Genomic DNA, 23,838 nt, shown 5'->3' with positions numbered 1-23,838 from the left:
GCTTGAAATGTTCTGCTGATTCGAGAGAGTAGGCTCACATTCTCCGAATTATTTGGTGGAAGTTCCAGCCGAGGCTGAAGGTACAGTAAATGAATTCTTTACCGTGGTTCCATCCTTGTCTGTCTCATAGTTAAACGAGGTACTGTCGCTGGACCAGCCGGCTGTCTTCAATGTACCTTCCAGATTGCGCTGTTCCACCAGATTCAGAACGTCTGAATCCGTAGCTGATTTGGAATACACACTTAATTGATTATCGATCAGCATGACCACATAAGATCCATCTGGTGAACTCCATTCCTTCGACGTCATGGTAGAGGTTATCCCCTGATCCGGTGCCACAAATTCTTTACTGCCATTCGGCGACGCAGCTCCTGAATCGGTACTGGAAGATTGACTATCTTCAGTCGGTTCCTTCATTTCTACCTCAGGCGCGATTCCCTGTGTGTTGTATGATTCTGGATCTCTACGGTCACTTGTTTCTGTTGATTCTTTTTCATTCTCTTCTGCAGGGGGTACCGCAGCTGTACTTGAATCCTGATTTTTGGGCTGCGTATCCTGTCCTTGATCCGGACTCTTCTGACTATCGGAAGTATTAGGAGCAGAGGGAGTATTTCGAGCTTCCGTGCTGTTGTCCGATCCAGACGTCGGGCCTGACTGGTTTGGCGTTTGGTTATCTGTCACCTTAGGTTCCTGTACGTTATCTGACTCATTTTCATCAGGAACAATCTCTGGATCCATCTTTTCTGCCATGGAAGACTTATTCTCAGTATCATCCACGAATGGACCGTTATTGCTATCAGGCGGTAAGGATTCGTCATTCTCCAGCTCCCGACTTAGCTCATTTTGTTCAACCGTACCAGTCTCCTGAGTGCTGCCCGAACTCATCATCATAGACTCGGCATTCTCCACCTTTTCAGGTTCGTAACCAAAGATCGCAACTCCTAGAACGACTGCCGCCGCAGCCGCACCCATGGACATCCGGCCGACCATGGAGTTCAGCCACTTCTGCTTCGGTTTGCGCTCACTTGAACGTTGTAAATTCTCGAATGCAGCAGGGACAGGAGTCATTTCCTGTATTGTACTGCTTTGTTCCCTCCGCGCTTCGTCAATTGCATCCAATTGAGGCATAATGGCATCAACCAAACTGAATTTCGGGGTCACCTGCGGCAAATCTTCTAATTCTCTGGAAAGAGCTCTAAGTAAACTAAAATTCTCGGCGCACTCCGGGCACTGGGCCACATGCTGTAGCATCTGCGCAGTTTCCGCGTCGCCCAGATCATGATCCAGATACCGGTGCATCCATTCCACCACCTCTTCGCATTTCATCCTGTCACACCACCTTTCTGATACTCCTGAAGTAGATTTTGCAATTGCTGTCTGGCTCTGAATAAATATGATTTGACTGTATTCAGCGGAAGATCAAGACAATCCGCAATTTCGTTATACGATAAATCCTGCAAATATCTGAGTACGATTACCGTTCGATGATGCTCTGGAAGCTTGTTGATCGCATCCTGAATATCTTTGGCAACATACGTGGACATGACTTCAAACTCCACATCCTGATTATCCTGAAATACCATCTCATGCTCGTCAATGGAGACCGAGGGCTTGGTTCTTCTGAATTTATCAATACAGATATTCGTTACGATGCGCTGCACCCATGTTTTGAATTGGGCCTTTTCTTCATAGGAATTAATTTTCGTATAGATTCGGATCAATGCTTCCTGAGCAGCGTCCAAAGCATCCTGTTCATTATTTAAGATGTAATATGCGGTTCGATATACATGCTGTTCTATGTCCCGCAATAGGGTAATTAGAGCGTCGCGATCGCCCGATTGAGCGGCTCTGATGAGTTCCGGCTCTACCACAAAGGATCCCCCTCTCCCTGCAACCTTACAGACGTGTTCATCAATAAAATTGTTGCAAAGTTAAGTATTTTTTTAGACAGAAAAGGTAAAACAATGGAACATTCACACTTGTTATCGCTTACTAAGCTCAGCATAATTCTAGAATACGGTACTAGATGTGAATATTACCACAACAAAATAACGGCTTATGTATGAAGGGCCGCTGAAACTTATCTTAGAATAACAGAAATTGCATACTGAGTCACCACGCCGCTTCAACCAGCCATTCCATTACTTACACGACTCAATTCAATTGCAATGGCATACATTATAGATAAACGCGTGAAAGTTTTCAAAATAAAAAAAGTCGAAATTTGTCCAAATTTAAGCTCTTTTTAATGTAATTTTCATGAAAATAGTGTATTGTAAATTTACATTCATAATACGAGGTGATGAGCATGACAGCTCTTGCGAAAATTCAATTATTAAAAGAACAAATGCCGAAGGAATATCAAAGCATTTCTCACTTTGTGGAACATGCACTGCAATCCATTGATACTTTGGTTGAGGAACACCGGAAATACACCGCTGCACAGGCGTTATACGGCGATAAAATCGTCGGATCGGAAGAACGTCTGTACAGAGAAACTGTACTTGATGTCAGAGAGCAGCTTCTCCTTACACTGGAAAAAACAGTGGAAGACCTTTTGCACAAAGGTGACAAACATTGGAACAAACATTTTAAGGACGGCGTTGAATAATTCATTTCATTAATAAATGGCCCGTTTCGGCTATACTCCAACTGGGAGGCTAGCCGAAACGGGCTTTTTTGCATTAATAAATACTAATCAGTTTTCCATTAATAAAGCTCAAGGCACGCAATAAATTCGGCCCAGCATAGACCCACACTTCTATTTTCCCCTTTGAACCCATTTCTTGGGTGATGCTCGTGGGGTCTCCCCAAGCCAATCCTGCTTGTGTCGTCGTCATACCGAGAGCGACTTCACCGGCAATAATCTTCTTCCATGTGGACTGCGACCATTTGTATTTTTGGTAGGGGTCATAAGGGAAGAATTGATCCGCATCCGACAGCATTTCCGTGACCTGGCTGGCAGTGCCTCCGGCATAAGCAACAACCGTTTTACCTTTCGCGTTACGAAATACTACAGAGTAGCTCTTATCTCCAGAATCATACTTATCCATCTTGATATCCGTTATTGTTACTTTGCTGAAACGTTGCCCCAGCTCGGTGGTACTATTAATCCAATACGATTTTCCAATCAATCGACTAAGACTTCCAAGTTCTTTTTTCTTAATAAGAGCGGGTGTATCCTTCGATTCAATAAGAATGGATGACTTACCGACCAGAACCTCTGCCTGTTTTAGCTCCCCATCCCATCGAACTTTAATCCCTGCAGTCTGGCTCAAGAGGCTTGCTGGAAATACCGTCTGTCCTCCAATAGTTTGCACCTTCCCTTTTAACTTGAGATCTTTATTGTTAAATTGTGCAGTTGCACTCCCCTTTTGCAGAGTGATCTTGTCATCTCCAAATTGAATCACAAAAGACGATCCTTTCACATCGACTTTGGCTCCTAACGTCTTAAACACTGACTGAACTGGCAAATATATGGTACCATTTAATAGCGCAGCTCCTGTCAGCTTTTGCTGCACTCCAACATTCAACTGAATACTTGAAGTCAGGTCTTCTATTGTGACTGTTACCTTGGTCGTTCCAATCCCTGTAACCTCAAGTTTGCCGTCACTCTGAATTTTAGCAACTTGAGGATGTTCCAACGTTATTTCCGCAGGCAGCGGCTGACGCTTGGTTTTAAAACCGTTGCTATATGTCTGCTGAACCGAAAGTTCAACTTCATCTCCAATAACAGCTTCTTTCGCCGATGCTGTTAATGTTACTTTAGTTAATGTAGGGACCTGGAGTGGTACCATTTGCCCTTCATTATAGACAACCCAAGAGCCATCCTGTAATCGTGCATATAATTCATCCAGCTCATACGAATATATAAGCTGATCGACATTCATTAGCCCCGGCAATCGTTCAGACTTATATTTAGCCGTACGATCGTAGCTCCATACCGTGCCATCTTTCTTCACCGTTAGCAGTTTATGTGTATTCCCTTGCCAGATTAGGGATTGAACGTCACTCGCGACCTGTACCTGCTCCTCTTCATACATCATGTTAACAATAACCACGGATCCGTCGCTCTTCAGAACAGCAGCATATGCACTATTGGTGGCAACGGCTTTTCCATCCGCTACATTCCCTACTTTTCGAACAATGTTACGATAATCCGCATAATAAACGTCTCCCGACGAAGATAATGCCCCGTATGCATAATTACGATCCACTGGATAAGGACCGACGTCGATAATGGATTCCAAGCCTTTAATCTGCTTTCCATCGTCGTGGAGTGTTCCATCCCGTAGAAGTATCAAACCATTTCCATACACCTTTTCTACGCCATTGTATTGATTGATCTCAGGCTTCTGCGGGTTGTCCACATCCCAACGATAGACTTGCCCATCCGTAGTCCAGCCATATAGGGAATGAGAATCACCTTTGGAGATGCCAACCAGGTTTCGATTTTGCGTCCAGACTCCACTGGTCAAGCCCTTGGACCAAACCGTACCATTGTCCAGTAAATAGTGGTTACGATCCAGCACGGAAATGATCGAGCTGCTTGTAGTGGATGCTGCTGCCGCAGGAGACTGACCGGGCAGCAAGCTGGAAAAGATAACTCCAATACACAACATCAATGTTATTCTGAGCCAATTGGCTCTGATATGCTGGTTCATTCCGTCGTTCTTTCGTGTTGTTTCTTCGTAGCCTATTGCTTCGTATCCCATTGCTTCTTATCCCCTTCTTACTATGTATCTCGGTATCGCTGGTGCCCAATAAAACTGGGACTAATCATTATTCGGTAAAAATAACCATTATCCTGCACTGGGCAAAAATCATCATTCATCCATAATCAATTTTTGACGTACGTCAATCTTGCCGTCCTTTATTCTCATCTGGATTTCGCCCATCTGATCTGTTCGATAAATCTGCGAACCCACAGCTTCCAGGCGTTCGAGCACACCCGGGTTGGGATGTCCGTATGTATTGTTGGCTCCTGCGGAAATGACTGCTGATTGGGCATTCCAGTACTGCAGCCATGCCTCGGTCGACGAAGTCTTGCTGCCGTGATGCGCAACCTTCAATACATCGACTGCCGCTCGAGTGGCGGTAGACAAAGAGAACGAATCTCGCTCTTGTTTGAATGCAGCCGCAAGAGATCCGTCTTGGATCATATATAATAGATTCTGTTCTGCTGCTGCATCCATATCTCCTGTGAATAACAAGGAAGCCCCCGCCATATCCAGAAGGAATACAACCGAATCATGATTCTGGTGTTCAGACACAGGTAGCCTGTCTCCTTCATTCAGTGAATGATCCAGATCCGGTGCTATGAAATGAAGCACGGTCTCTGCATCAGGTGCATATGACATTCCTTGTTGAATGGCATATAAAGGGATATGTCGTTCTACAGCTGTATCCAGCAGCTTTTCGAAATTGTCTTTGCCACTTGTTGTGCCGTTAAACATGAAGCGCTCAACCGGAATCTGCTCAAGCACGGTCTGCAAGCCTCCGGCGTGATCCTGATCGGCATGCGTCAGAATGACCGCATCCAGTCGGTGAATACCACGTTTTTTCAATAAAGGTACAACCACTTTAGCCCCCACTTCGTAGGGATCTCGCCGAATTTTCCAGGATTCCTGATTGCCAAAATGAACTGTACCACCACCATCCACCAAAATATGTTTACCTCCAGGCGTAGTAATTAGTGTGCTATCCCCCTGACCAATATCCAGAAACTGAACGACCCCAGTCCCGGGAGGCCGTGGAGTCCGGTAAGCCCAGCCCAACCCGGCAACAAGAATCAGAACTAGCAAACCACACAACCCTTTATGAAGCAAACTCATCCGTTCACTTCCATAGTAGCCTGCACCTCGTGCCATAAACGCACTTGTATATTCCGGCCACGCAATGCTTGCACTGAGTGTAGTCATTGATCCAGAGCTGTCGCTCCGAACCTGATCACCCCTACCTTGGTTTTTTGTCGGGGTAATGATCATACCAGGCTGAACCGCTTCAACCATACGACGTTCTGGGGAAGCATGAATCAATGGTACCGTGTCTCCTTCAACGTTCAAGGTATGCTTCATCTCTCCTTTCCCCCGATGAAGAAGGTACAAAAGTACATATAAAACCGCATAATATGCCGCAATCCATAATAGAGAAGGTGTAGCCCAGATGAGTACAAAACCCGGCAGGCTGTTCATCCATTCCACGCTCACAAACGTCAGTTTGTTAAGTAACATTGCAACCCAGGCAAGAGGTTTGGCCAGAGGCATCCATAGGAATGACAATAGAAGTGCGACCGTCCCAAGCGGCAGTACAACAGCACTAATTAAAGATACAAGCAGAAAATTGGCTGCGAAGGAAAGCAGTGAAAACTGGTTGAAATATAAAATAGTAACTGGAAAAGAAATAAGCTGTGCGGTTACCGTCACTGAAGCTGTCGCTGCAATGGCTTTGGGCCATCCGTTAAATAAACGATTTATAAGAGGCATATAGATCATCAGCCCTGCAGTCACGAGAAAAGACAGTTGAAAGCTCACGCTGAGCAAGAAATAGGGATTCCACCACATCATCATCAAGGCAGCTGCACTGATCATCTGCAGTCCATCCCTGGTCAGCCCTCGCCTGGCCATATACAAACCAATCATGGACATAATCCCTGCACGAATTACGGAAGGTGAACCTCCAGATAACAGAACATAGGCAGGGATTAACAACAAGGCAATGGTAAGTGATGTTTCGCGTGTCAACCTCAGCCACGACATCAGAAGTAATAGCGACGCCACATACACCGCAACATGTGTACCCGAGATAGCCAGTATATGCGTAAGTCCAAGTTGTGAAAACTGACCATACGTATCGGGATCGATGTCACTTGCCATACCGATAATAAGCCCTTTCATGTACCCTGCATGTGGTTCGGGAAACAGTCTGTCTACAGCAGAACCCAATTGGTTTCTCACCAGGTCATTCCAGCGGAGTATATTGAACTGCCCAACCCCTTCAGGAGAGGTGGCTGTTACCGAACTGGCTCCCTTCACTTTGAACGACCAGTGGATGTACTGTGTCTTTAGATAATTCCGATAATCAAAACCGCCGAAATTCCTCGCTTCTCCAGGCAGCGCCAGGGAACCCGTCAACGTGATTGCATCCCCTCGTCGCCATTCTGCCGCCACCTGCTGTTCTTCCTCTGCAGCCAATCGCACCTGCACCATCAGGCGTTCTTTTTTGGCAGGCAGCTGAAGAATCTCTGAATCTGTCCCGGATTGGCCCTCTCCTAGCGATTCAATGGAAGCAAGCAGAATCTGAAAGTCTGCCCGGTCGCCGTCAATCCGAACGTCTGAATCCAATGTTGCATGAAGCGTTGCAGCGTACCCGTCCAACTCCTCTACTGCCATATGAGTAATCTCGGGCAAACTGCTAACATTCCGAGCCTCATTCCACTCCCAGTGCACAGCACCACCCATTAGCGATGCAATTAACAACAACGCGGACCACCCGCGCAACCCAATCCATCCAAGTAGAAATGGCAAACAGGCAATAGCACCTAGCATCCCACAAAAGAGTGTCCATCCAGTCAACGCACATGCCAGCCCACTGCCGCATAACCAACAGACGGTGAACACTACCAAAGGTCTACCCTTCACTAACTTATTCCTCCCTCCGCCATAAATAAATGAACGCAAAGAACCCCCGGCAGCTGAACCAGCTAAACCGGGGGTTCTTCCCCATCAACGCACTGAGCAATATTCTTTTTTTAAAAAGAGATCCTGCCTGTGTTTTCAAACATCCAGTCGCATTAGATCATCTTCAATCACTAATCGTCATCATGGTTTCACGCGGCGGTTGATAATTCTCCAACCTGCGGAATGTTATTCCCTTCTGAACCATCATGCGTGTCACTTTGCCTGTATCCTTGGGATAAGGGCGGTGAAAAACAATCTCCGTTATGCCGCTATTCGCCAGCATATTGGAGCACGTCCAGCAGGGCTCATCCGTCACGTACACGGAAGACCCTTCACGGTCATTTCGATCGGTGAACAGAAGCAGATTTTGCTCCGCATGTATTGTCCGTATACACCGCTGCTTTTTAATCATTTCCTCCTGGCCATCCGTCACCACCAGCTCATACTCTTCAGAAATCATGCATCCGGCTTCGGAACAGTCGGGAACGCCCATGGGTGCACCGTTATACGCTGTTCCAAGCAATTTTTTACCTTGAACCAGCACGGCACCCACATGGCGCCGCGAACAGCGGGAACGGGTTGAGACCATATAAGCGATGTCCATGAAATAAGTATCCCAATCTTTGCGTACGTCTGCTGTACTCATGTTCGTTTCCTCTCCCGTTCGTTAATAAGTTACACTTTTTGCAATGCATATTTACTTAACATAAGAAAACTTTGGTTTACTATTCGTAATCATTTTATTACAGCCATTATCGGATCTGAACATAGGGGGCCATTTTCTCCAACATTTTCATCCCAATTCCCTTGACCTTTGTCAGATCACTCACTTTGGTAAATGGACCATGGGCATTTCGATAGTCGATGATGGCCTGGGCTTTTTTCTCCCCTATGCCCGGAAGCTCCGTAAGTTTGGAAGCAGGTGCAGTATTAACATCAATTTTACCATTATCGATATCCTGTACCGGCTGAGCAGTTTGGATATTTTCTTGTCCAGCTTCCGCAGCAGGTGCCGCTGCCGTTGACGAAGCAACCTCTGGTTCGTTTGACGCGCTATTTGAACCGGCCTCTTCATCGACAGGTTTTCCCTGTTCAGTTTCCTTCGAATCAGCAACATCAACAGCTTTCTTCGCATTTTCATCCGCAGTAACCTTTACTTCGCCTTGACCCAAAACAGCCGACTGCACAGCAGAGGGATCCTGCTCTTTCGTCGGCGTCTCGGTGCCGAGCTGCATGGGTTCCCAGCCAGAAGGCGGCTGTTCACTTTTGCCCGACCATAATATGAATATACTTCCTATCACCGCAGCAGCAATGGCTACTCCCTGTTTCCATTTCATGATTCCCACACCTCTCCCTGTCTTCAAAATAAATATTCTGAACACGGGCGGTGCTTCCGAACCGTTAAATGTTGCTGGTGAAATCAAAGCTTTGCTTTTTTCATGTCATGTCATACAAGTCCTGGTGCATAGACTAGAAGGAACGAACTGCGCCAGTACCGTAAAGCATGAAAGGAGGCCTGAAACAATGAAGGTTGGATTTATCGGAACCGGCAGCATGGGAAGCCTGCTGATCTATGCCTTGATTCAATCCGGAGCACTTGAGCCCCGGCAGATCGCCGCAAGCAATCGGACCCCTTCCAAAGTGCGTCAGTTATCCCTCCGTTATCCCGGTCTGCATGAATCACAGAGCAATCGGGAAACTGTCATCCGAAGCAACATCATATTTCTATGCGTGAAACCACTCGAATTCAAGCATGTTATTGACGACATTCTGCCTGTTGTAAATTCCAATCATATCATCGTCTCGATTACGAGTCCCGTGCAGCTGCGCCATCTGGAATCTTCACTTCCTTGCAAAGTCTCCAAGATCATCCCCAGCGTTACACACCAGGTCGGCAGCGGAGCATCCCTGTGCATTCATGGCGAACGCATGACCCCTGAAGACCGATCCGTTCTGGAGGGACTTCTCAGTCACTTCAGCAGACCTTACCAAGTCGATGAAGCCTGCACGCGGATCACATCCGACTTTTCCAGCTGCGGACCTGCATTCATATCCTTCTTTCTGGAACAATGGATCGAGAGTGCTGTCAAACTAACAGGGATCAAACGCGCAGACGCCTGCGCTCTTGCAGGTGAAATGCTCCTCGGAACAGGCAAGCTGCTGACGGAAGGAGGATATACACCCCAAGAGCTCCAGGCTCGCGTTGCCGTTCCCGGTGGCATTACCGCCCAGGCACTTGCTTTAATGAAAAACAGTCTGGACGGTGTTTTTGACAGCCTTATCCATACAACCCACGACAAGTATGAAGAAGACTTGTTAAAGCTGGATGAAGTATTTAGAGCCGGTGAAATTAACCGGCAACAATATTAACAAGTTTGCCTGGAACGGCAATGACCTTGCGAATGGTCTTGCCTTCCAGAGCCTGTTTGACAGGCGCCAGTTCCATTGTAAAGTCTTGCATGCCCTGTGCATCGAGATCTTTGGCAATCGTTGCCCGGGTTACGATTTTGCCGTTGACCTGTACAACAATCTCCACTTCAGCATCTACCGTCATGGATTCATCATACTCCGGCCAAGCTACGTAGGAGATGCCTCCTTCATGTCCAAGACGGCTCCACAATTCTTCCGCCATGTGCGGTGCCAGCGGGGACAAGAGCTGTACGAAGTTTTCCATCGCTTCACGTGGCAATGTATCAGCTTTGTAAGCATCGTTGATGAAGATCATCAACTGGCTGATCGCTGTGTTGAAACGCAGATGTTCCAGATCATCCGTAACTTTTTTGATCGTTTTGTGAGCTGTGCGTTTGAATTCTTCCGTTCCGCCATCCACAGTGATTTTGTCGTTGATTGCTCCAGTATCCTCGTTGATGAAGAGACGCCATACGCGTGACAGGAAGCGGTACATGCCTTCTACCCCGTTAGCATTCCACGGTTTGGTAGCTTCCAGTGGTCCCATAAACATCTCATAGAGACGCAGTGTATCGGCTCCGAATTCATTCACAATTTCATCCGGGTTAATGACATTACCACGGGATTTACTCATTTTCTCATTATTGGTTCCCAGAATCATACCCTGGTTCACCAGTTTGTGGAATGGCTCCTTGGTATTCACCACGCCCAGATCATACAACACTTTGTGCCAGAAACGAGCATACAGCAGGTGAAGCACGGCATGCTCGGCTCCCCCGATGTACAGGTCAACCGGCAGCCACTGCTGCTGTTTCTCCTGGGAGATCAGCTCTTTGTCGTTGTGTGGATCGATAAAGCGCAGATAGTACCAGCAGCTTCCCGCCCATTGTGGCATCGTGTTGGTCTCGCGGCGGGCTTTCATTCCCGTTTCTGGGTCCACCGTATTTACCCACTCCGTTACGTTCGCCAGTGGAGACTCCCCAGTACCTGAAGGTTTGATCTGATCGATATCCGGCAGCAGCAAAGGAAGTTGATCTTCCGGTACCGTCTTCATTGTTCCATCTTCCAGGTGTAGAATTGGAATCGGCTCACCCCAGTAACGCTGACGACTGAACAACCAATCGCGCAGGCGATACGTTGTTTTCCCTTGCCCCTTACCATTCTCTTCCAACCATGCGATCATTTTCGCAATCGCTTCTTCGTTATTCAGTCCGTTCAGGAAGTCGGAGTTCACATGCGGTCCGTCGCCGGCATACGCCTCTTGTGTTACGTCCCCACCCTGGATAACTTCAATGATGTCCAGACCGAACTGCTTCGCAAATTCCCAGTCCCGACCATCATGACCTGGAACCGCCATAACCGCTCCTGTACCGTATCCTGCGAGCACATAATCCGCAATCCAGATAGGCAGCTTTGCACCATTAACCGGATTGATCGCATAGGCACCAGTGAATACGCCTGTTTTTTCTTTGGCCAGATCCGTACGTTCCAGATCACTCTTGCGAGCAGCCTGCTCCTGGTAAGCCTTAATGGCTTCACGCTGTTCTGCTGTCGTAATTGCATCGACCAATTCATGCTCAGGAGCAAGAACGGCAAAGCTTGCACCGAACAGGGTATCCGCACGTGTTGTAAACACTTTAATAACTTCTTCACTGCCCTCAATGGCGAATATAACCTCTGCACCTGTGGATTTCCCAATCCAGTTGCGCTGCATATCCTTGATGCTCTCGGACCAATCCAGCTCTTCCAGATCTTCCAGCAAGCGCTCTGCATATTCCGTGATTTTCAGTACCCATTGACGCATCGGTTTGCGTACAACCGGATGACCACCGCGCTCACTTTTGCCGTCAATAACCTCTTCGTTAGCCAGTACCGTACCCAGCGCTTCACACCAGTTAACCGGCACTTCATCTACGTATGCCAGGCCTTTTTTGTACAACTGGATGAAGATCCATTGTGTCCATTTATAGTATTCAGGGTCTGTTGTGCTGATCTCACGATCCCAGTCGTACGAGAAACCAAGGGACTTGATTTGACGACGGAAATTGTCGATGTTGCGGAATGTAATTTCCCGCGGGTGCTCGCCCGTGTCCAGAGCGTGCTGCTCAGCAGGCAAGCCGAAAGCATCCCAGCCCATCGGATGCAGCACATTATAACCACGCATACGTTTGAAACGGGAAACGATGTCTGTTGCCGTATACCCTTCCGGGTGACCTACGTGCAGACCTGAACCGGATGGATAGGGGAACATGTCGAGTGCATAAAACTTCGGTTTACCCGGGTCTTCACCTGTTTTAAACGTTTTGTTCTCATCCCAATACTGCTGCCAACTTTTCTCCATAACCTGCGGCTGATAGCCGTGCTTCGGCTGGTGATTTTCACTCATCTATTGTTCCTCCTCTTGGTTATTCACTTTTATTGCAACAAAAAAACCTCAGCATCCATAGCGTTTGCAGCGCTAGGGACGAGAGGTTGAATTCCCGTGGTACCACCCTAGTTAGCGGACGAACGTGCTTCGTCATCCACTCCCTTTGGACCTGTAACGGCGGTTAACCGATGCGGATTTCCATTCCTGAACGAATGCCAAACATTCAAGCACAGGATGGTGTAATCACCGCATTTCTCCAAGGCGAGTTCGTGAAATACTGTCAATCGGCTTGCACCAACCGCCGACTCTCTGTCATGTACAGGACCCACTACTGTTCCTTATCATCGAAATATGTATACAATATCGGGACCATTATATAAAAAAGCAAGACTAAAGTCAATATTGCTTGGTTTTTGACTATAGATAATGCTGTTCTTCCCCATTCGGCCTAGGACATTCGAAATCGCTCGATTCCTTCTTCCAAGTTATTAATTGCCCACTGAATGTGTTCCTGGTTATCATATTGTCGATATTCGCATTCAATCCACAGGATCAGATCAAAATACAGATCGTACAAGCTTCTCCGTTTTCGTTCACTCTCCGTTGTGATGACCCTACCATAACCCTTTACAAACCCTGGTGTATAATTAAAATGACTGAAGTAGTGCTCCATCAGGGGATCCGCCCAAAGGCAACGCTCAAAATCAATAATGGCTGTAATCTGCCCCTGTTCCACAAACACATTGCCATCCCACAGATCCCAGTGAATGAGTACCGGCTCGTTGACATCACTCAGTACATCCGATTTCTCTCTTATCAATTGGGCAAGCTCATCATAATCCATAGGAAGTTTTACGCCAGCCTCTCTACCGTCGGTGAGCAGATCATCCATCAGACTCAAAAACGCTTCCTTCCAAGTGTTATACTTTGGTTTCTTTTCTGAAAAATAGCCAAACTTTTCACCTTTGATCTCATTGATCCGGCGATTGAATGCACCAAGCTGCTCTTCGATCTCTGCCTGCTCTGCTGCACTATACTGATCCTTGACCTTGTTATAAGGCGTGCCAGGCATATATTCCATCATAAAATACTCCGCCGGAGCAAGACTGCATGTTGTATCACACGCTAATACACGGGGGACCGGTACATCTCGAAGCTCTCCCACGAGACGCAGTGCCTGAACTTCCGCCATCAGAAGATCCTGCTCACAACGCAATGGTTTACCAACCTTGGAAGGAGCGATTTTGAGCACCGCCTCTTGCCCGTTGCCGAGCGAGATATAATAAGCATGGTTGGCCCATCCGTCAATCATTTCCCTGTAATCCTGGATGCCTGTATTAAAATGTTGCTTGGCAATTGCATTCAGCTGTTCTGAAGTCAGCCTGGTTTTGTATGTACTTTCCATTCTGCACCACCTTTTTATCAAAACGAATTCTAATCATTAAGATCTTGTAATCGTTTTCCATTCTTGTCCATTATGGCTCTCTTCACCCTTGCTGACAATGCATTTCATCATAAAAAACAGAAAAAAAACCGCCCTTACTGTTGTAAGGACGGTCCCTATCTGGAATCTACTTCACCGCGACGTAAAATAGCCGCTGCGCGCCTTCTCCAGCTTCTTTCCATGTGAAATCAGCATATACACGGACATTCCTGAATCCAGCTTTGGTCAGTTCCAGCTTCATCCAGTCCGGATCGTATGCACGCTGAATGTGAACCTCTTCGAACCGCTGGTACATGTCCTTGCCGCCGTCATCTACCCGGGAGAAAATGCTGAGATGATGCTCAATCTCACACCGTTCACGATCCATGTCGCAGGTCCAGATATAGGATACGGAGCGTTCATCCAGGACAAAAGGCTGCTCTTCTTCATAGCGGATCAAGGTGTCTGGATGATGTACATCAAACAGGAATGTCCCTTCCGGCTTCAGCATCTCGTAGGTACGCTGGAACGTACGAATGACATCTTCCTTTTCCAGCAAATAATTAATGCAGTCACAGAAGGAGATTACTGAATCTACCGGTTCGGGTACTCTCCAATCCCGCATATCCTGCTGAACCCAGCGGACACTGCCTTCACGATACAATCGATGACCTTGAGGGGTTCCCTCCATTTTGCTTCGCGCTACAGATAACATATCCGCAGACAGATCAATGCCCGTCACTTCAAACCCCGAGTTGACCAGCGGGATCGTAATGGATCCTGTTCCACATCCAAGCTCGGCTACGCTCTTGGGCATGCCGTGCTGCTCCCAAGCTGTTCTTGCAAACCTTATCCAGTCCGGATAAGGCATATCTTCCATTAATTCATCGTACACATAAGCAAATTTACGGTAAGACATGTCAGGCACCGCACTTTCAATTTCATTTTCCGATTCCAAAAGAAAAAGCAGGGGCGTCCGGAGTTCACCCAGCCTTGCCCTGCCTTCCTTCGTTCCAATATGTCGTTAACGATTACTTGTTTTCACTTGAATCTTTGGGAGCTGATTCCGTCAAGTACGTCCAGTTTTCCTTCTGCGTCACCAGTCCGTCTTTCATCAGCTTGCCCAAAGCACGCTTAAAAGCTGATTTGCTGATTCCAAAGCGCTGCTTGATGATATCCGGTGGAGTGGCATCCGAATAAGGCATACCGCCCATAGGGCGCTCTTTCATAAACGCCAGAAGTTTGTCCGCATCTTCGTTGCGGCCTACCTCTTTGCGAGGGGACATGGCCAGGTTAACACGCCCGTCTTCACGAACCAGCGTTACCCGACACTTCACCTTTTCACCCAGCCGCAGCATTCTGTTGCGCTCAGATGAATGGATCATGCCGATAGCACCGAAGCCAAGTACTCCGCCTTCTACAAGCACAAAAGTACCCATCTGCAAAGGTTTGTACACCGTTGCTTCCACCCACTCGTTCAACCATGATGTTGGAGCGTGGAATGACAGGGGAGCAAGCTCACGTTCCCCGGCCAATTTGGCACGAAGACGCCCCTGCTTGTCATGTTCCATAATAACAAAAACTTCATCGCCCACGTGTGGACGTAGTTCTTCCAATTCGGGCAATTCACGGATAGGGAGCAGCAGCTGCCGTCCAAGTCCCATCTCAAGGAAACAGCCAAGGCGCGGGTGGATATCTGCCACAACCAGTCGCGCCATTTCGCCCAGAGTGAGATATGGTTTTTTCATGGTTGCTGCCAAACGGTCCTCTGTATCAAAGAACAAAAAGACCTCGAGCGTCTCCCCGATTTTGACATCCCGTGTGAGTTCCGTATAGTGAAGCAGTACATCTTCCGATCCTGTCGTCAAAAAGTAGCCAAAAGGCGATACTTCACGATCAACCGGTAGGGAGACGACCGTACCTGCAATCAAACTCATACCGTTTCCACCACTTTGGCGTCAGACCATAGCCGTTCAATGTTGTAATATTCGCGCTCATCACGATGGAAAATATGCACAACCACGTCGCCCATATCCATCAGCACCCAACGTGCGGAATCCATGCCCTCAATTCCTTTAATGTTAACGCCAGCTGCATGTGCCTGTTTGCGAATTTCTGTTGCAATGGACTGTACCTGTGTATCGGAATTACCGTGACAGATTACGAAGTAGTCTGCAACCAGAGAGATGCCTTTCAGGTCCAGTGCTACAATGTTCGATGCCTTTTTATCGTCAGCGGCGGTTACCGCCATATTCATAAGTTCTTTCGATGATACTGTCATGAACCAACCTCCATATTTTATAAGTGTGCAATCAGATCATTCCGCGACAACATCGTTAGCGGATAAATGACGCGTCGCTGCGAGATCAGCAAGCTGATCGTGGAATCAAAACCAGCAATCAGTCCCTCTTCCAAGCTGCGCTCTGCCTGCTCACGAATGTGATCTACGCCTGGGAAATCTCTTCCCGGTTCAATATAGTCAGCAAGACATACAACCTTATCGAGCAGACTCATACCTACACGCCCGGAAGTATGCCAGCGGATTGCGTTAATGATTTCCGGATCATTAACACCATAATCGCGCTGTGCCACAAAAGCACCTACTTCAGAGTGCCAGAGCTGCTTGTCATGCTGTAAAAGTTCTTCGTTCAATCCGTTTTCACGGATGACCGCTTCCATCTCGGATACAGGCCAGTACTTGGCTACGTCATGCAGTATGGCTGCGAGGTCGGCTTTGACCGGATCCGCCCCATACTTCTCTGCCAACTGGACGGCCTTTTCCATTACGCCAAGCGTATGCTTCCAGCGCTTCTCCGGCATCTGACCGGAAACGGCCTTAATTAATTCTTCACGGCTTAGCCCCATATAAACCGCTCCTTACAATATATTGATGAACTGCATCAGGGATCATGAACCGTACCGAATGCCCCTTAGCTAGTCTTCTGCGAACAGCCGTGGATGAAATGTCCACCAGGGGCATCTCGGCCAGCAGCACGCTGTCCTGCAGTTCCTCCGGCAGGTCATCCAGATGCAGCTGAAATCCTGGCCGCCCCACACCAATAAAGGTTAATTTCGCAGCCAGTTCTTCAATCTGTTCCCACTTCGGAAGATAGTTCACCATGTCCGCTCCGATAATGAAATAAAATTCATGCTCCGGATAACGGCGCCACAATTCCTTCATTGTATCGATCGTATAGGACACCCCGCCGAGTTCCATTTCGATGCCCAGCACTTCATACTGCTCTACACCTTGTACCGCAGCCTCAGTCATATCCAGGCGCTGCTGTCCCGAAGCTCCAGCTCCGCGTTTATGGGGCGGAACATGGGAAGGCATAAACCAGATCTCATCCAGGGCATGCGAATCTCTTGCAGCTTCAGCAGCGAGCAGATGTCCCATGTGGATCGGATCAAACGTCCCGCCCATGATGCCAATCTTCACCCGTGTCACCGTCCTAAGGAAGTTCGATTTGTTTGTTGTCGCGTGATTCCTTGTACAGGATGATGGTGCTTCCGATAATCTGCACCAGTTCGCTGCCGGTTTCCCGAGCCACTTCTTCAGCGATTTCGTTTTTGTCATCCAGACAGTTGTTCAGCACTTGCACTTTCATCAGTTCACGTTTCTCAATTGCCTCTTCGATATGACGGAACAGATGATCATTGGTGCCCCCTTTGCCGATCTGAAATACAGGGGTCAGATGATGTGCTTGTGAGCGCAAAAAGCGCTTTTGTTTACCGTTTAACATAATTACTCCATAACTCCTTATGCCCGGCAGGCACTGTAACAGCGTTTTTCGTCTGTCTGTTGCCTGACCGTTCAATGATATTTTTCACTGATTAAAACTATCCAATACAGCGCGTCTCATGGTCTCAACTGGCGCAGGAATGCCGAGCCAGTGTTCAAATGCGACCGCGCCCTGATACACAAACATACCTAGGCCGCCGTGCACAACGCATCCACGCAAACGTACTTCTCGCAGCAAGCGTGTCTCCAGCGGATTATAGATTAAATCGCTCACGGCAGCACCTTCCCGAATCAACTCCGGATTCACCGGTACATCATCGATATGCGGATGCATGCCTGCTGCCGTAGTGTTGATCACGATATCAGCGAAGGCTAACACTGCTGCAGCTTCTTCCATGCCGCTGCCAGTAATGTTACCCAATCCATGCCCTCTCAGATCGGATGCAAGAGCCTCTGCTCTCTCGGCTGTACGATTCAGGATGCTAATTCGTTCCGGCTTCTCCAGTGCCAGAGCATAGATGACGCCTCTTGCAGCGCCTCCTGCCCCAAGAACTGCAATCTTCTTGCCTGCGAGTTCCGGCACTGCCTCTTCCTTCAACGAACGAACATAACCAATACCATCGGTATTGTACCCAGTCAGTTTACCATTATCGTTGACGATCGTGTTTACAGCACCAATCAGCCGCGCACTTTCATCAATGACATCGAGGTATTTCATCACTTCTTCTTTGTGAGGTATTGTTACATTAACACCCCGGTACCCCAAGGCAACAATGCCTTTAACGGCTGCTTCCAGCTGCTCTGGACGAACATGAAGCGGCATATACAATCCGTTCACACCCGCTGTCGCAAGAGCCGCATTATGCATAGCAGGTGACTTGGAATGCCCAATCGGATCACCAAAAACTCCGAGCAAAACAGGAAGTGAAGTATAGGTATTCTTTTGTTCTGGCATGCGTCTGCCCCCGATCTATAGAGAATCAATTTGCCGTATAACTAGATCAAAGATGGACGAACCAGCACTCGAATACCTTTTGGTGCATGTACAGCGACAAGCGCCCCATTCTCACCATTGACCTTAATCCAGCCCAGACCGGATATGAACACATCGGACTGGCTGCCGCGTTTGATACGGAACTCATGCCGTGTCCATTCAGGCATGTCCGCTGCATCCTCTCGGCTTGGCGGGGACAGCAGTTCTCCGACGTGGTCACGATACAGATCATCTGCACGCTCCAGCTTCGTCCGGTGAATATCGATTGCATTGCTTGTATAACAAGTGAAGGACTGACGATCACCTTCAATGAAATCAAAACGAGCCATGGCACCAAAGAACAGCGTCTGTCCGGCATTTAATTGATACACGGCCGGTTTAAGCGGCTTGTCCGGCATGATGGCTGCCAGATCCTTGCGTGATACGATCTCACTGAAACGCCATGGATACACGATTCCCGGCGTATCAATAATAAATTTGCCATCATCGAGTGGAATGTTGACCATATCCAGCGTCGTTCCCGGATAACGGGAGGTTGTCAGTTCCTGCTCCAAATCGCTGTAGTCGCGGATCAGACGGTTAATCAATGTCGATTTACCCACATTGGTTCCGCCGACCACGTAAACGTCACGATCCTCGCGATAGGTACCAACAAGCTCCAGCAGGCGATCAAATCCCTGATTTTGCTTGGCACTGCAGAGCACGATATCCACCGTACGCAAACCTTGCTCCTTAGCCTGCTTCTGTACCCAGTTACGAACCTTGTTCCAGTTGGTTACCTTGGGAAGCAGGTCCGTTTTGTTAACAGCCAGCAGAACCGGATTGTTCCCTACAAAACGCTGCAGACCGGAAATGATGCTGCCGTCAAAGTCAAACAGATCAACGATATGGATGACAAGTGCATCCTTATCCCCGATTTTGCTGAGAAGAGCCAGGAATTCGTCCTGATCCACTGTGACCGATGATGACTCATTGTAGTTTTTGATCCGGAAACAACGCTGACATATGACCGGTTCACGATCCAGCGCTTTCTCCGGAATGAATCCGGGTTTGTCCGGATTTTCCGTTTGCAGATGCACTCCGCATCCACTGCATCTTACGGCAGGATTGCCGTTATGCGTTTCTGTCATTTCTTCTTTTCCTCCTCGAGCCATAAGCCTTTCTTGCGCAAACTGGTTAGAGCAATCCGTTCCACGCGACGATTGAAGCGGGTCATGAAACCTTCATCACCGATGGAAATGGGCAGTACCAAGACTGTATAAAGTCCCAGTCGGTTGCCTCCATATACATCCGTAAGCATCTGATCGCCTACAACAATCGTTTTTTCTGGAGTAAGCTCCATCATCTTCATTGCTCTACGAAACGGTGCATTCGATGGTTTGCGTGCACTATGCACAAACTGGATATCCAGCGGAGTCGCAAACAAAGATACACGATTCAAATTGTTATTGGACACGATCATCAGCTTGAAACCCGCCTCTTTCACACGCGCAAACCATTCAATCAGTTCCGGCGTGGCATCAGGAGCTTTGGCACCGACAAGCGTATTATCCAGATCAGTTATAATTCCACGGTAGCCTTGAGCGTACAGCTCTTCCAGATTTATGTCAAAAACCGTGTCTACTCGCAGCTTGGGCATTAACATTTTAAACAAAGAAGTCACCTCAGTTTCATACGACACACTATATCACAAATCCGTCTTTCCTGAAAATGCATACAGTGCCTGATGGTATGGGAAAAAGGAAAAACGGGACGGGCATCCTCTATGCCCGTTCCGCTTTGAGTTCCTTGCGCAGCTTCGAGGCTGTCTCATAGACTGCCTTCCAATCGTCCGAAGTAACGGAAGCTGGGCTATAACGCGTGCGTTCAAACATCGCCAGCAGTTCTTGCAGCGTTGCTGCCGCAGCCGGTTTGGCCTGACTCCATCGGTTGACAGACTCGCGCAGGGTCTCGTCTCCGCTTCGGGTCAATCCTTTTCGTTTCACATAGCGAATCCAGCGTTCTGTCTCTGCAATAACTTTCTGCTCGGGGGTAAGTGGTCCGCCAGTGCGCAGACGCAGCAGCCAGAAACGGAGTGAGAAGCGATTCCGCCAGAACATATAAGCAACCCATAGAGCAAGTACAGCCACGGCCGCCCAGATCACAAACGCGGGAATGCCGGATGCTGCTTGTTCAGGTGCAGGTACTTGCTCTTCTTCTACAACCTGTTCTTCTTCTGGTTGTTCTTCAGGCTCGTCTACCGGCTGTACATCAGGCTGTTCCGTCAACAGAGGCATATCGAAGCCAGGTGTCGCTTCAACCGGAATCCATCCGTATTCACCAAAGTACACCTCAGCCCAGGAATGGGCATCTGCATTGGTCACGGTATACGTGGTCTCAATCTCAGAACCAGGCTGGCGTGGAGCCTGCATGTCGGAATTAAGAGACATTTGGCCAGGGGCATATCCTTTTACCCAGCGGGCAGGAATACCTTCCGAACGTGCCATCATGACGAGTGCTGTAGAGAAATAATCACAGTACCCCTCACGGATGTCAAACAAAAATCCTTCAACAAAGTCATTGCTCACTTTTCGGGATAAATCGGGATTGTTAGTGTAATTAAAGTTTTGTTGTAAGTAGTCTTGCAGTAATGCCACTTTTTCATACGGCGTATTTGCCGCAGCCGTTATTTCGGCCGCAAGCTCTGTTACCCGGTCCGGGAAACGGGAAGGCATTTGCAGGTACATGTCATCTGCAGGATTGCTTCCATATAGATCATCAAACGTCTTGGTACGGAGCTCATCTTCCACGATGACTGGTGCTTCGGATACAACCGTATACGTTTTAGGGAATTGCGGCTGCTGCCGATCTGTGACAATGTGCAGCTCTGCCTGATTTGCATTCCACAGCATCCGGCCTGATTCGTTCTCGCCATTGACCGAACTTACTTCGGTTATGGAATACGCACCAAAGAGGATTGGATATACACTATCGTTCAGCATGGTTACCTTTTGCGTAACTTGCTTGGTATTTACATTGCCCGCATCCTCATTCTCAAGGGTTTGTCCAATCTCTATATCTTCCGAGGACACCCGTCTGCGGTCATCCCACCCTGTACCGGTGTACTCTTCCCGGGTTTCACCCCGCCAGTAACTCCGTTCATTGGTCGTTACCGACATGACTGGTGTGTAGTCAAAGTTGAATCCACCACCCAGCTGGTTATCTTCCCGGCTGTATCCGGACTCTGTTGAACTTGGAATATCCAGCGTCCCGTTGCCAGTCTGGCTGGTAGAGCTTCCGGTATAGTTACGCCATGCCGTATAAGGATCTGTCAGCGTAGGCGGTACTTCGGGCATGTTAACACTCGCTACAATAATTAGAGAAAAAATAATGGCGATGTTTGCGAGTATTTTGTACGGATAACGGAGCAATCGTTTCCAGCCCTGTGGGTAGTTCAATTGGAAGTTGCGGAAGTGCTGGCAAACGAGCCACCCCATCCCGGCAAACATGACCCAAGCCACTTCAATCCAGAGTGGAATTTGGGTGAAGGAATCCAGAATACCCATCGAAACGATGTTCACACCCAGAAAAACTAGAATACGGCGTGTTGTCGTCACCAGACGAAGAGCAGCTTCAAGCATGACCCATGCGCATAGGGAGAACCAGATGTACGGGGTCAAATGCAGCAGAAATTGCTCCGTCCGATCGCTCAGTGTACCGTAAGGAATGTAGACAGAGTAATCAATGAGCGTTTTATGCAAAATATAAATAAGAACAATTGCCTTGATGATGTTACGGTATATCGTTTTGAAAGGTAAAATAATCTCCAGCACACTGACCGCAGCCAGCGTCCATAATACCAATGATGTCGTCTCGGTGTACCAGGATTCCTGTGTAAACGAAATCCACTGCATCCCAATCAGGAAAATCCAGAGCAGCGACGCGGCATGGTACCATGATCTTTTTCCCATCGACTGTTCTCTACTATTCGTTCTCATACAGAACCTCCCCCCATAACCGTTGGAAGTTCCTGCAGATGGGAAACTACAAAGGATCTCGTGCCTCTTCCTCGCAGCATGGCGGCCCATTCGGCACTCTGACGTGAATCCTTGGTATCAAGGATAATATGACATGGAGTCATCCCGCGAGTATCAGCCCACCGCAGCAGTTCCAGTACTTTTTCATCCTTCTGGGGAGATATGACTACAAAATAAGCGCCCTGTGGCAGCTGACGAGCAAGCTTTTCAATACCGGGCAGCAGTCTTTTATCCTGACCATCATTCTGAACATCCACCAGATGATGCATCATCTTCTGCCGATCCATCAGGCTTTCGCTTGGAGGAAGCAGCGTCGTTTGGTCAGATAGCGTCATCAGCCCCATACCCATCCGTTCTCTCGTACCATACTCCAATAACGATGCCGCAGTGGAAACCGCCAGCTCAAATGTTTCCCCCTGCTCGTAACTGCTCGCCAGAGCGTCAAGTATTAAGATGGTTTTGGGTACCGATTCATGTTCGAACTCCTTGGATTTCCATGTTCCTGTCTTGGCTGTAGCATTCCAGTGAATACGGGACAGCCTGTCGCCATACACGTAATCACGAACACCGTTGATTTGAGTTGTTTCCCTGCGGGAACGCGTCTGTGCGGTCTGTGGACCAGACAGTCGTGATTTACGATCGTACAGCTGCCAGTACGGTATGAATACGGTACGAGGCAGCACCCTAAACTCGCCTTTGGCCTTGAATGTACCACGATGCTCAATCAGGCCAAAAATATCCTCGCTTGCACATTCCGTTTCGGAAAACGCGTATTTGCCGCGCTCCAGCGGCGGAGTCTGGAAAGACAGCTCTCCATTTCCCCGCATATTCGGAATCAGGCTCTCCCTGAAAGACCAGGATTCTCCGTTATGACGGTGCAGCATTTCACGGACAACCACGTAGGGCAGTGGCAAAAATCCGGGAATGGTCAGCCTGAGCTTCACCTGAACCTGGTCACCGGCATGCAGCAGCTCTTCATGGTCCTGACCCGATGATAGCATTCGTACACCGCGTGCACGTCTTACTCCACTGAATCCGGCAATGGCAAGATACAGACAAAGGAGGGTTACCATCGAAAGCAGCATGATGGATGTTTTCCCGCCCTGGAATAATACATAGGCCAAGCAGCAAATCCACACCATCGCGATACTCCATACGCGGGGGTGGCGCATTCCTCTTCTGACATTACTCAAAAGCGGCTTCATGA

21 protein-coding genes and 1 other annotated feature are annotated in these 23,838 nt (G+C 48.2%); of the genes, 2 read left to right on the top strand and 19 right to left on the bottom strand.

Annotated features, from left to right (window positions below):
• Nucleotides 1–48 precede the first annotated feature (48 nt).
• On the bottom strand, nucleotides 49–1,326 hold the full coding sequence (locus AC3WQ3_RS03010) for an anti-sigma factor family protein (protein WP_492471436.1): 1,278 nt from the start codon (nucleotides 1,324–1,326) through the stop codon (nucleotides 49–51).
• Nucleotides 1,323–1,871 carry an RNA polymerase sigma factor gene (locus AC3WQ3_RS03005; protein WP_095289827.1) on the bottom strand — a complete coding sequence of 183 codons (549 nt, stop codon included), beginning with the start codon at nucleotides 1,869–1,871 and terminating at the stop codon, nucleotides 1,323–1,325. Before AC3WQ3_RS03005 ends, AC3WQ3_RS03010 begins: the two co-directional genes overlap by 4 nt.
• A 437-nt stretch (nucleotides 1,872–2,308) precedes the next feature.
• On the opposite strand from AC3WQ3_RS03005, the gene AC3WQ3_RS03000 reads away from it, so the two are divergent.
• Nucleotides 2,309–2,611, top strand: coding sequence for a hypothetical protein (locus tag AC3WQ3_RS03000; RefSeq protein ID WP_095289826.1), 303 nt, complete (start codon nucleotides 2,309–2,311; stop codon nucleotides 2,609–2,611).
• Between the two features lie 73 nt (nucleotides 2,612–2,684).
• Here AC3WQ3_RS03000 and AC3WQ3_RS02995 read toward each other — a convergent pair whose 3' ends face one another.
• From AC3WQ3_RS02995 to AC3WQ3_RS02980, 4 genes are all read right to left on the bottom strand, one after another.
• The gene (locus AC3WQ3_RS02995; protein ID WP_492471435.1) at nucleotides 2,685–4,715 is read right to left on the bottom strand and encodes a copper amine oxidase N-terminal domain-containing protein; all 2,031 of its coding nucleotides are present in this window, start codon (nucleotides 4,713–4,715) and stop codon (nucleotides 2,685–2,687) included.
• Between the two features lie 111 nt (nucleotides 4,716–4,826).
• On the bottom strand, nucleotides 4,827–7,640 hold the full coding sequence (locus AC3WQ3_RS02990) for a ComEC/Rec2 family competence protein (protein WP_492471434.1): 2,814 nt from the start codon (nucleotides 7,638–7,640) through the stop codon (nucleotides 4,827–4,829).
• A 163-nt stretch (nucleotides 7,641–7,803) separates the two neighbouring features.
• Nucleotides 7,804–8,325: a deoxycytidylate deaminase gene (locus AC3WQ3_RS02985; RefSeq protein WP_492471433.1), complete on the bottom strand. Its 522-nt coding sequence runs from the start codon at nucleotides 8,323–8,325 to the stop codon at nucleotides 7,804–7,806.
• Nucleotides 8,326–8,431: 106 nt separating this feature from the next.
• Entirely contained in the window at nucleotides 8,432–9,016 is a 585-nt protein-coding gene (locus AC3WQ3_RS02980; protein WP_492471432.1) for a ComEA family DNA-binding protein, read from the bottom strand.
• 187 nt (nucleotides 9,017–9,203) lie between these two features.
• Between AC3WQ3_RS02980 and comER the strand changes: the two genes are divergently transcribed.
• Nucleotides 9,204–10,049, top strand: a complete 846-nt coding sequence (gene comER, locus AC3WQ3_RS02975; RefSeq protein ID WP_095359528.1) for a late competence protein ComER — start codon at nucleotides 9,204–9,206, stop codon at nucleotides 10,047–10,049.
• Here comER and leuS read toward each other — a convergent pair.
• From leuS to AC3WQ3_RS02910, 13 genes are all read right to left on the bottom strand, one after another.
• A complete protein-coding gene (gene leuS / locus AC3WQ3_RS02970; protein ID WP_336780526.1) occupies nucleotides 10,030–12,474 on the bottom strand; it encodes a leucine--tRNA ligase in 2,445 nt (814 codons plus the stop codon). The two genes, comER and leuS, sit on opposite strands and share 20 nt — an antisense overlap.
• Before the next feature lie 71 nt (nucleotides 12,475–12,545).
• Nucleotides 12,546–12,810, bottom strand: a binding site (T-box leader).
• Nucleotides 12,811–12,904: 94 nt separating this feature from the next.
• Nucleotides 12,905–13,861, bottom strand: coding sequence for a phosphotransferase family protein (locus AC3WQ3_RS02965; RefSeq protein ID WP_492471431.1), 957 nt, complete (start codon nucleotides 13,859–13,861; stop codon nucleotides 12,905–12,907).
• 166 nt (nucleotides 13,862–14,027) lie between these two features.
• The gene (locus AC3WQ3_RS02960) at nucleotides 14,028–14,798 is read right to left on the bottom strand and encodes a class I SAM-dependent DNA methyltransferase (protein WP_336780524.1); all 771 of its coding nucleotides are present in this window, start codon (nucleotides 14,796–14,798) and stop codon (nucleotides 14,028–14,030) included.
• Nucleotides 14,799–14,910: 112 nt separating this feature from the next.
• On the bottom strand, nucleotides 14,911–15,816 hold the full coding sequence (locus AC3WQ3_RS02955; RefSeq protein ID WP_336780523.1) for a CvfB family protein: 906 nt from the start codon (nucleotides 15,814–15,816) through the stop codon (nucleotides 14,911–14,913).
• Nucleotides 15,813–16,160 carry a ribosome silencing factor gene (gene rsfS, locus AC3WQ3_RS02950; protein ID WP_095289811.1) on the bottom strand — a complete coding sequence of 116 codons (348 nt, stop codon included), beginning with the start codon at nucleotides 16,158–16,160 and terminating at the stop codon, nucleotides 15,813–15,815. Before rsfS ends, AC3WQ3_RS02955 begins: the two co-directional genes overlap by 4 nt.
• A 17-nt stretch (nucleotides 16,161–16,177) precedes the next feature.
• Nucleotides 16,178–16,744, bottom strand: a complete 567-nt coding sequence (gene yqeK, locus AC3WQ3_RS02945) for a bis(5'-nucleosyl)-tetraphosphatase (symmetrical) YqeK (protein ID WP_336780522.1) — start codon at nucleotides 16,742–16,744, stop codon at nucleotides 16,178–16,180.
• Entirely contained in the window at nucleotides 16,728–17,318 is a 591-nt protein-coding gene (locus AC3WQ3_RS02940) for a nicotinate-nucleotide adenylyltransferase (protein ID WP_095289808.1), read from the bottom strand. The genes yqeK and AC3WQ3_RS02940 overlap by 17 nt, the downstream gene beginning before the upstream one ends.
• A gap of 13 nt (nucleotides 17,319–17,331) precedes the next feature.
• On the bottom strand, nucleotides 17,332–17,622 hold the full coding sequence (gene yhbY, locus AC3WQ3_RS02935) for a ribosome assembly RNA-binding protein YhbY (RefSeq protein WP_095289806.1): 291 nt from the start codon (nucleotides 17,620–17,622) through the stop codon (nucleotides 17,332–17,334).
• A gap of 84 nt (nucleotides 17,623–17,706) precedes the next feature.
• Entirely contained in the window at nucleotides 17,707–18,576 is an 870-nt protein-coding gene (gene aroE / locus AC3WQ3_RS02930; protein WP_492471430.1) for a shikimate dehydrogenase, read from the bottom strand.
• Between the two features lie 41 nt (nucleotides 18,577–18,617).
• Entirely contained in the window at nucleotides 18,618–19,745 is a 1,128-nt protein-coding gene (gene yqeH / locus AC3WQ3_RS02925; protein WP_336780520.1) for a ribosome biogenesis GTPase YqeH, read from the bottom strand.
• Complete coding sequence (locus tag AC3WQ3_RS02920; RefSeq protein ID WP_095359536.1) at nucleotides 19,742–20,269, bottom strand: YqeG family HAD IIIA-type phosphatase; 528 nt, start codon at nucleotides 20,267–20,269, stop codon at nucleotides 19,742–19,744. The genes yqeH and AC3WQ3_RS02920 overlap by 4 nt, the downstream gene beginning before the upstream one ends.
• A 109-nt stretch (nucleotides 20,270–20,378) precedes the next feature.
• Complete coding sequence (locus tag AC3WQ3_RS02915; protein WP_336780519.1) at nucleotides 20,379–22,592, bottom strand: transglutaminase TgpA family protein; 2,214 nt, start codon at nucleotides 22,590–22,592, stop codon at nucleotides 20,379–20,381.
• Entirely contained in the window at nucleotides 22,589–23,836 is a 1,248-nt protein-coding gene (locus AC3WQ3_RS02910; RefSeq protein ID WP_164764224.1) for a DUF58 domain-containing protein, read from the bottom strand. The genes AC3WQ3_RS02915 and AC3WQ3_RS02910 overlap by 4 nt, the downstream gene beginning before the upstream one ends.
• Nucleotides 23,837–23,838: the final 2 nt, after the last annotated feature.

This window comes from Paenibacillus sp. FW104-T2 (genome assembly GCF_058789975.1).
This window is presented reverse-complemented; position numbering and strand designations above follow the sequence as displayed.